This is a genomic window from Coleofasciculus sp. B1-GNL1-01 (genome assembly GCF_040220235.1).
In the GTDB taxonomy this organism is placed as follows: Bacteria; Cyanobacteriota; Cyanobacteriia; order Cyanobacteriales; family Coleofasciculaceae; genus Coleofasciculus.
In genome coordinates this window covers 24,819-33,407 of the sequence record NZ_JAVJTO010000147.1, presented here as the reverse complement: position 1 = coordinate 33,407, position 8,589 = coordinate 24,819, and the positions used below count along the sequence as shown (strand labels likewise).

Sequence of the window (8,589 nt, the reverse complement as noted above, 5' to 3'; positions counted from 1 at the left end):
GCGAGCAAGATGCTCAATGTAGCGAGCAAGATGCTCAATGTAGCGAGCAAGATGCTCAATGTAGCGAGCAAGATGCTCAATGTAGCGAGCAAGATGCAAAGCCTGCGGCATGGCTTCGCTAAACGCACTACGGCAAGGATTGCGCCATTATTGATATTAAGGTTTAAATGCCGAACAATCCAGGCATTTTTCATCCTGGTTTTCTTTTCGACTCAAGGATGCCAATTGCTGTTCGAGTTCGGTGATGCGATCGCGTAACACCTGCCAATAGCACTTGATCGGGTCGTCGTTTAAGGTTCTGCTACTATCAGATTAGTCCATTTTCACAAGTTAGGCGAGATAAAAAATGAATAATTGGCAAGAACAGATTGAGATAAACCCCAAGGTTTGTCATGGAAAACCTTGTATTAAAGGAACTCGCATTATGGTTTCAGTTATTCTGGATAATCTGGCAGAAGGATTAACACTAGAAGAGATTGTCGAAGACTATCCGCCATTAACTGTAGACAACGTGCGCTCTGCGATCGCTTATGCTGCCGCACTGGTGAGAGAAGAAGAACTGTTACCGTTGCGATAAGGATTATGTTGGTTAAATTAGACGAAAACCTTAGTATTACCCATGCAGAGTTTCTCCGGAATAAAGGTTACGATTGCGATCGGGTTACTGATGAAGGATTGTCCGGTGAAGATGATGAAGTTGTATGGCAGCAAGCTTGTACTGATGGGCGCTTTTTTATTACTCTAGATTTAGACTTTTCGGATATCCGACGTTTTCCACCAGGAACTCATCCGGGGATTTTACTGTTGCGTTCTCGTGGTGGAAGTCGTCAGGCGGTGCTTGATGTTTTGGCTCGGGTTGTGCAGGACTATCCACTCACAACTTTGGCAGGTTGTCTAGTCGTTGCTGATGAAACACAAACCCGAATTCGTCGTCCATCGGTTTGAGATCAAAGATGTTTCTGTAATTATCAAGTCTAATCCAGGCATTTTTCATCCTGGTTTTCTTTTCGACTCAAGGATTCCAATTGCTGTTCAAGTTCGGTGATGCGATCGCGTAACGTCCGTAGCGCGGCGGCTTGTGTATCCGGTAGCTGTCCATGTTCTAGGGGATCAATACGCTTACCCGACTGACGTACAATTCGCCCCGGTACTCCCACCACCGTACAATCGGTGGGGACATCGCGCAACACGACTGAACCCGCCCCAATGCGAACATGATCGCCAATGTGGATATTCCCCAATATCTTGGCACCTGCACTCACCACCACATTCTTCCCTAATGTGGGATGGCGTTTGCCCGTTTCTTTACCGGTTCCGCCCAGGGTTGCGCCTTGGTAAATCAAACAGTAATCGCCCACAATCGCGGTTTCGCCAATCACCACGCCCATGCCATGATCAATAAACACACCCTTACCCATCACCGCCCCTGGATGAATTTCGATTCCGGTGAAGAATCGCGCCAGTTGAGACAGGAAACGGGGAAGGAATGGTACTCGCTGACGATGCAGCCAATGGGCGAGGCGATGGCTGATCAGCGCCTGTAAGCCGGGATAGCAAACCAATACCTCGAACCGATTCCGGGCGGCTGGATCACGTTCAAAGATAATCTGAAAGTCGGTTAAGAGGGTGCGCCAGCCTTGCTTGATCACCTGAAACGGTGTTCTGACTCTAGGGATTTTATCAGTGTCGCCTCGTTCTAATTCCCTATCATCTATAGGTGGCTGACAATGGGTTATCCAATTATGCCTTCTGCCTTCTGCTACTGGGGTGGCAAGCTGCGATCGCGCTGTTGAGTAATTAGTCGTGGACTGTAGCATTGCATATCGCCCCTGAAACGAAGTTGATCTTTTTGAAGCTTATACCAGATGTTTGATGGCTAGGTTGCACATTAGCGACAGATTAGACTGGATTCACTTATTAATGATGTACTCAACGCTCAACCTTCTGATTTTATGGGAATTTATCCGTGCTGGGGGGATCGGGGTTCTCGTATTTTTTATCCCGGATGGCAAGAGTTTTGGGTCGAGGTTCTAGTATTTGTGTACTCAGAATCTGACGATAACCTGACTGTTCACGGGATCTGGAAAACCTCTCTCCAAACCTCTCTCCTGCAAGGAGAGAGGCTTTGAATTCTTCACCCATGGAACCAAAAGCGAAGCAACATCTGGTCTCCCCCTTTTGAAGGGGGACGGAAGGGGGATCAAAAGGGAAGAGGGGGATCTAAAAGGGAAGGGGCTGGGGGGTTAGGTTTGATATCGATTTTTCTAGATGACGTGAAAAGTCAGGACTACACCCGCCCGGAAAAAGAGGATATAAAAGAGTGGAAACAACATAGAGGAAATGGTTGAAGATGAGGAAGTTTTTAATATATGCGTTAAGTTTCTCAACATCACTCTTATCAGTACAGAAAGCCTTGGGATTACCATTACCCCACATTAATCAGAATCAGTCCTATCGGGCTTTAAGACAAGAACTCATCGAGATAGGATGGCAACCTGCCACGTTTGAGCTGGAAAATGAATTTGAAACACTCAGGAATCATATACACCAGGTCGAGGGATGGCACGAGATAGAAGCCTGCTCTGGAACGGGTTTGGGTTTTTGTAAGTTTATCTTTCAAGACGAGCAGGGTAATCAATTGAGCATTACCACGGTTAACAATGATCCTGTTTTTCCAGCTTCAGAACGTTACCGCATTTATGGCTGGAATTATACGCCAGTTAAGTAAAAACGCCACATCACATATAGTAGGGACACGGCAATGCCAATCCGTGTCAACTTAAGCTCTTGCCAGAACGCAATACCTTGATGCGACCCCTCCCTAACCCTCCCCTTCGTAAGGGGAGGGAACGTTTCCCCCCTTAGCAAGGGGGGATTAAGGGGGGTTATTTTTAAAACCTTAATATCAATAAGGGCTTGCCGTAGTGCGTTTAGCGAAGCCATGCCGCAGGCTTTGCATCTTGCTCGCTACATTGAGCATCTTGCTCGCTACATTGAGCATCTTGCTCGCTACCCATTCCCAATTTAAATGCATGACAGCTTAATCCGTTGGGGCAGGTTTAGTGACATCAGGGTGAAAACCAAATGTTAATGGTAAAACCCGCCCCTACATTTTCTCCATCTCCCAGACGCCCCATGGCACGTCTCTACAACCCCTGTTCCTCAACCCAACCTACACCAATCGGGGAAATCTAAAAAAAATCGATAGAAATGCAGACTCCGCAAAAAAATGCTAATTTAGATACAGAAATGCCATTCAAGGTAAAACGTTAGATTTAACCGATAAGCATTTTGAGTACAAATCTGTACTCAGTAAAAGCTCCGAATAAAATTAGCTCAATCCCTCACTACAATAGACTTTGAGCGTGAGTACAAAAACTCTAACGCCCCACCCCATAAATACTTGCACCCCATCCCGAAAATACTAGAACCCCTACCCCAAAATAAATTTGAAATGCCTCTGTAATCAGACTTTAGGGTGATGAGTGCATAACCAATTAATCTAATAAGTCTTAACCCCAGGCGAACAGAATACCCTTTTTCAACCGAGCTGCTATAAAAACAACTATCGCCGGAATTCAAGTATGAAGGATGCTCAATCAACTCCTTCATACTTAACTGTTTAAGTATTGGCGTTGGGTGTTAAGGGTGCATTTATCTTTTAATTCAGACAATGCCGAAAGCCCACGACTCAAACCGTTAACAGTTACTGGATTGGCTACGCCCAGACGATTAGGCGATTCGGGGACACCGGAGAAGGATGTTATGAACACCAACAGTCTGAAGATGAAATCTGAATACGACTTGAAACGACATCAGGAACGACAAACGGGTAAAGAGCCGTTTAAAGAATTCCTGAATGCGACTCGAACTGAAAATACATCCTCTGTCGCCAATCGGACTAAAATCCGCGTTGCTGTCGCCAGTAAAGGCGGTGGCTTGGTTAATCAACATTTCGGTCATGCTAAAGAATTCGAGATTTACGACGTTGATCACGATGAAGCCCATTGTATTGAGCGGCGTTCCGTAACTCCCTATTGCCAAGGCGGGTATGGCGAAGCCGATGTACTCGACAATATTCTGCAAACGCTTTCAGATTGCCAAGCTGTTCTCGTTTCTAAGATTGGTGCTTGTCCCAAGGAACAATTGCAAGCGCAGGGAATTGAGTGCGTTGAAGCCTACGATGTGATTGAAAATGTAGTGCTGGATTTCTACGAGCAATATCAAAGGGTCTAGGGGCGGGTTTTACCAATAAAGTTTGACAACCATCAATCCCTTCACTCAATCCGCCCTGATTCAAACATGGAGTATTTTGTATCTTTGGTTACGATTTTACAGGAATTTTAGCATCGAGTTCGATTCCGAGACTGATGTTCTATAGGTAGACCTATGAGTGTAATTTATCTGGATAATAATGCCACCACCCGTGTAGACGAGGCTGTGCTGGAGGAGATGCTGCCTTATCTGAGTGAATATTATGGAAATCCCTCCAGCATGCACACGTTTGGTGGACAATTAGCCCGCAATATAGAGCAAGCACGAGAAAAAGTTGCGGCATTATTGGGCGCTCAACCGACAGAAATTATCTTTACCAGTTGCGGTACGGAAGGAGACAATGCGGCGATTCGTGCGGCGTTGATCACCCAACCGGACAAGAAGCACATTGTTACCACAGCGGTGGAACATCCAGCAGTTTACACACTTTGCAAACGACTGGAAAAAGAAGGCTATCGGGTGACGTATCTCCCCGTTAATGGCAAAGGATTGATTGATCTCAAGGAATTGAAAGCCTCTCTCACCGACGACACGGCTTTAGTTTCAGTGATGTGCGCCAATAATGAAACGGGGACGATTTTCCCGATTGAACGGATTGGGCAAATTGTTAAACAACGGGGCATTTTGTTCCACGTTGATGCGGTGCAGGCGGTGGGGAAAGTTCCCTTGAATATGAGCGAGAGTACGGTTGATTTCTTGGTTCTCTCCGGTCATAAACTTCATGCACCTAAGGGGATTGGGGTACTTTATGTTCGCAAAGGTGTGCGCTTTCGTCCCCTGTTAATTGGTGGACATCAAGAACGAGGGCGTCGAGGAGGTACGTCGAATGTTCCCGCGATTATTGGCTTAGGGAAAGCCGCAGAATTGGCAATCCAGCATGTCAGCGAAGAAGTTACCCAGGTGAAGGAATTACGCGATCGCTTGGAACAAGGGTTACTGAGTCGGATTCCCGATTGTCAGCTAAATGGTCATCCCTCGATGCGGCTACCGAATACGACGAATATTGGCTTTAAGTATATCGAAGGCGAAGCCATTTTACTGTCCCTAGATCGGTTTGGAATTTGCGCCTCGTCGGGTTCGGCTTGCACGTCTGGATCATTAGAACCCTCTCATGTGCTGCGGGCGATGGGACTCCCTTACACCCTGCTTCATGGTTCGATTCGCTTTAGTTTGTCCCGATATACCACCTCAGCCGAAATCGATCGGGTGTTGGAAGTAATGCCAGCAATTGTAGAACGCTTGCGAACGATTTCCCCCTTCAAGAATGAAGCCGACGAAGAACACGGTTGGCTGCAAACAGCCAGGGAGCAAAAGGGGAGAGGGGTTATGGAGACAGTGAAATGAACAGGGTTTGTAGAGACGTAGCATGCTACGTCTGGGAGATAAGGGAGATGAGGACGTTAACTCAAAACTCTACCTTACCTATTCCTTGTTCCCTAACAAATGACGAATGACAAATAACGGGAGAATAAGCCATGTGGGACTACACTGACAAAGTAATGGATTTGTTTCATAATCCTCACAATATGGGCGCGATCGCAACTCAAGATTGTGCGACGACGGAAACGATCGCGGTTGGCGAAATTGGCAGTATTGTTTGTGGCGATGCGTTGCGCTTGTATCTGAGGATTGATAGCACAACTGATACCATTCTGGATGCCCGTTTTCAAACCTTTGGCTGTGCGAGTGCGATCGCGTCTTCCTCGGCGCTGACGGATCTGATTAAGGGGATGACGGTTGATGATGCGTTGCAACTGACGAATCGCGAGATTGCTAGCTATTTGGGCGGCTTACCTCAAGAGAAGATGCACTGTTCGGTTATGGGTCAAGAAGCCCTAGAAGCGGCAATCTCTGATTATAAAGGGATTCCGGTTAGACCGGAGGAAGAGGACGAAAGTCCCTTGGTGTGTAGTTGCTTTGGGGTTAGTTCCGCTAAGATTAAGCGACTGATTCGGGAAAATCACCTCACTAACGCTGAAGAAGTCACCAACTACATTAAAGCGGGTGGCGGGTGTGGATCATGTTTGGCAGATATCGATGATCTGGTGATTGATGTTACTCAAGAACAAGAGACATTAAATACCGCCGCGTCGTTGTCCGCACCGATTCCTCAACCCGCCGTCGCTACAACGACTCCATCGACTTCCCCGATCAAAGAGGAGACATCGCCACCTCCTGCTACCCTGACGAACTTGCAAAAAATTACCTTGATTCAGCAGGTTCTGGAAACGGAAATCCGTCCCACATTAGCCTATGATGGCGGCGATGTGGAGTTGCATGACGTAGAGGGCGATCGCGTCAAGGTGATTCTCAAAGGATCGTGTGATGGTTGTCCCAGCGTGATGATTACCCTGAAGATGGCGATCGAAAAGCGGCTGCAAGAACGAGTGTCTCCTAATCTTATTGTTGAAGCCGTAGTTTAAGTTTAATGTGCAAATTTTGACTTCAGTTTCTGATTGAACAAGTTTTAACGTAACTCCGTTGTATAGGTAACCCTTGGTGAATCGCCAAGGGTGTTTTTTTGACTTATAACAGGTCTAATAAACTCGAAAAATAATTATTTTTTTATTTGAATAGCACAAATAGAAAGCAGTGATTTCTGTCACTTTTAATAATAACTAAAGATTTGATTCTTCTAGGTTTGGCAATGGTTATATTGTTTATATAGAAACACATTATTTTTGTTACAAACAGCAAAATACCGAGTTAAAACTAAATCGATAAAGTTCTGTTTTTGTAGCAAGTTACACTTTTATGTCTGGATTTAGTTCCTATTATTAAATCATCAGGAAAACAAAAAACGTTACCAGGATAAACGCTCACTTGTTTCTTGATTGATTTGAAGCTTTCGGATGGTTGAATATACAAAAATTCTCCGAATCAACTTCAATTAACTGTTAATGATGTAACCTCAAAAAATTGATCCTAATGGAGGTCTGAAATGAGGAAGATTGCTATTTACGGTAAAGGTGGAATCGGTAAATCCACAACCACACAAAATACAGTGGCTGGACTTGTCGAACTCGGTCGCAAAGTCATGATCGTGGGTTGTGACCCCAAAGCGGATTCAACTCGCTTATTGCTCGGTGGTTTGCACCAAAAGAGTGTGTTAGATACCCTGCGTGAAGAAGGCGACGACGTCGATCTCGAAGAAATTCGTAAAGAAGGCTATGGCAAAACCCTCTGCGTAGAATCCGGTGGTCCGGAACCTGGTGTCGGCTGTGCAGGTCGAGGCATTATCACCTCAATTAGTATGCTCGAACAACTCGGTGCCTATGACGAGAGTGAAGGTCTTGATTATGCGTTCTACGACGTACTAGGAGACGTAGTTTGCGGCGGTTTCGCCATGCCAATTCGCGAAGGTAAAGCCCAAGAAATTTACATCGTTACCTCTGGCGAAATGATGGCAATGTATGCCGCTAATAATATTTGCCGAGGCATTCAAAAATACGCTGAATCTGGTGGTGTTCGTTTAGGTGGTTTAATTTGCAACAGCCGTAAGGTTGATCTGGAAGCTGAACTTATCGAAGCATTGGCTGAATCTCTCGGCACTCAGATGATCTATTTCTTGCCCCGCGACAATATGGTTCAACGGGCAGAACTGAACCGCAAGACGGTGATTGAATATGACTCCGATTGTGAGCAAGCCGGTCATTATCGCAACTTAGCTAAAGCGATTGATGAGAATACCAATCATGTCGTTCCCACACCAATGAAGAATGACGAGTTGGAAAAACTACTGGTTAAGTTCGGTTTGTACGGCTAAAGATGCAGTGTGTTGCAGGTGGAAGGTTAGAAAACGTTCCATACCTTCCACCGCTGAAATACAAGCACAATTGTTTGGAGGCAACATCCCATGACTATCATGGTGAGAGCGATTATTCGACCGGAAAAGAGCGACGATGTTATGAAAGCGCTCTTAGATGCTGGTTATCCAGCCGTTACCAAAGTTGATGTCTTTGGTCGAGGCAAACAACGGGGATTGAAAATTGGTAATGTGCTTTATGATGAACTCCCAAAAGCGTTGTTAATGGTAGTGGTTCCCGATACCGAAAAAGAGTTTGTGATTCGGGCAATCCTGGGCAGCGCTCGCACGGGAACAGAAGGAGCAGCAGGAGACGGCAAGATATTTGTCAGTCCTGTAGAAGAAGTCTACACCATCAGCTCCGGTAAAGCCGATTCAAAGACGAAAGAACCTGCGCTGGCTACGCGCTAAAAATGAGACCCATTTTGTATCCGTTGTTCTTGTAGAAATCGCGAATAACGGTTTCTACAAGAAAACTCCCCGGTTTATGTTAGGAGGCGCGAGAGTAA

The 8,589-nt window shown here is 45.8% G+C and carries 10 protein-coding genes; 9 read left to right on the top strand and 1 reads right to left on the bottom strand.

Features of this window, described 5'->3' with window-relative positions:
• From RID53_RS33025 to RID53_RS33015, 3 genes are all read left to right on the top strand, one after another.
• Window positions 1-258, top strand: a 258-nt coding sequence (locus RID53_RS33025) for a hypothetical protein (protein ID WP_446392121.1), incomplete at its 5' end; no start/stop codon positions are given.
• Between the two features lie 88 nt (window positions 259-346).
• Window positions 347-577 (top strand): DUF433 domain-containing protein, encoded by a 231-nt coding sequence (locus RID53_RS33020; protein ID WP_446392120.1) that lies wholly within the window; start codon window positions 347-349, stop codon window positions 575-577.
• Window positions 578-582: 5 nt separating this feature from the next.
• Window positions 583-945 carry a DUF5615 family PIN-like protein gene (locus RID53_RS33015; protein ID WP_446392119.1) on the top strand — a complete coding sequence of 121 codons (363 nt, stop codon included), beginning with the start codon at window positions 583-585 and terminating at the stop codon, window positions 943-945.
• A 29-nt stretch (window positions 946-974) separates the two neighbouring features.
• Here the strand turns inward: RID53_RS33015 and cysE are convergent, their stop codons facing one another.
• Entirely contained in the window at window positions 975-1,817 is an 843-nt protein-coding gene (gene cysE / locus RID53_RS33010; protein WP_446392118.1) for a serine O-acetyltransferase, read from the bottom strand.
• A gap of 533 nt (window positions 1,818-2,350) precedes the next feature.
• Here cysE and RID53_RS33005 point away from each other — a divergent pair.
• From RID53_RS33005 to RID53_RS32980, 6 genes are all read left to right on the top strand, one after another.
• Window positions 2,351-2,728: a hypothetical protein gene (locus tag RID53_RS33005; protein ID WP_446392117.1), complete on the top strand. Its 378-nt coding sequence runs from the start codon at window positions 2,351-2,353 to the stop codon at window positions 2,726-2,728.
• Between the two features lie 1,037 nt (window positions 2,729-3,765).
• A complete protein-coding gene (locus tag RID53_RS33000) occupies window positions 3,766-4,236 on the top strand; it encodes a NifB/NifX family molybdenum-iron cluster-binding protein (RefSeq protein WP_446392116.1) in 471 nt (156 codons plus the stop codon).
• A gap of 153 nt (window positions 4,237-4,389) precedes the next feature.
• Window positions 4,390-5,619, top strand: coding sequence for a cysteine desulfurase NifS (gene nifS, locus RID53_RS32995; protein ID WP_446392115.1), 1,230 nt, complete (start codon window positions 4,390-4,392; stop codon window positions 5,617-5,619).
• A gap of 131 nt (window positions 5,620-5,750) precedes the next feature.
• The gene (gene nifU / locus RID53_RS32990; RefSeq protein WP_446392114.1) at window positions 5,751-6,698 is read left to right on the top strand and encodes a Fe-S cluster assembly protein NifU; all 948 of its coding nucleotides are present in this window, start codon (window positions 5,751-5,753) and stop codon (window positions 6,696-6,698) included.
• Window positions 6,699-7,216: 518 nt separating this feature from the next.
• Complete coding sequence (gene nifH, locus RID53_RS32985) at window positions 7,217-8,041, top strand: nitrogenase iron protein (RefSeq protein ID WP_446392113.1); 825 nt, start codon at window positions 7,217-7,219, stop codon at window positions 8,039-8,041.
• 90 nt (window positions 8,042-8,131) lie between these two features.
• On the top strand, window positions 8,132-8,491 hold the full coding sequence (locus RID53_RS32980) for a P-II family nitrogen regulator (RefSeq protein WP_446392112.1): 360 nt from the start codon (window positions 8,132-8,134) through the stop codon (window positions 8,489-8,491).
• Window positions 8,492-8,589 lie beyond the last annotated feature (98 nt).

Excerpts from the sequence above, each read along its gene's own strand:
- RID53_RS32980 (WP_446392112.1), top strand. The coding sequence starts at position 8,132 with ATGACTATCATGGTGAGAGCGATTATTCGACCGGAAAAGAGCGACGAT.
- nifH (WP_446392113.1), top strand. The coding sequence starts at position 7,217 with ATGAGGAAGATTGCTATTTACGGTAAAGGTGGAATCGGTAAATCCACA.
- RID53_RS33020 (WP_446392120.1), top strand. The coding sequence starts at position 347 with ATGAATAATTGGCAAGAACAGATTGAGATAAACCCCAAGGTTTGTCAT.
- RID53_RS33005 (WP_446392117.1), top strand. The coding sequence starts at position 2,351 with ATGAGGAAGTTTTTAATATATGCGTTAAGTTTCTCAACATCACTCTTA.
- RID53_RS33000 (WP_446392116.1), top strand. The coding sequence starts at position 3,766 with ATGAACACCAACAGTCTGAAGATGAAATCTGAATACGACTTGAAACGA.
- RID53_RS33015 (WP_446392119.1), top strand. The coding sequence starts at position 583 with ATGTTGGTTAAATTAGACGAAAACCTTAGTATTACCCATGCAGAGTTT.
- nifU (WP_446392114.1), top strand. The coding sequence starts at position 5,751 with ATGTGGGACTACACTGACAAAGTAATGGATTTGTTTCATAATCCTCAC.
- cysE (WP_446392118.1), bottom strand. The coding sequence starts at position 1,817 with ATGCTACAGTCCACGACTAATTACTCAACAGCGCGATCGCAGCTTGCC.
- nifS (WP_446392115.1), top strand. The coding sequence starts at position 4,390 with ATGAGTGTAATTTATCTGGATAATAATGCCACCACCCGTGTAGACGAG.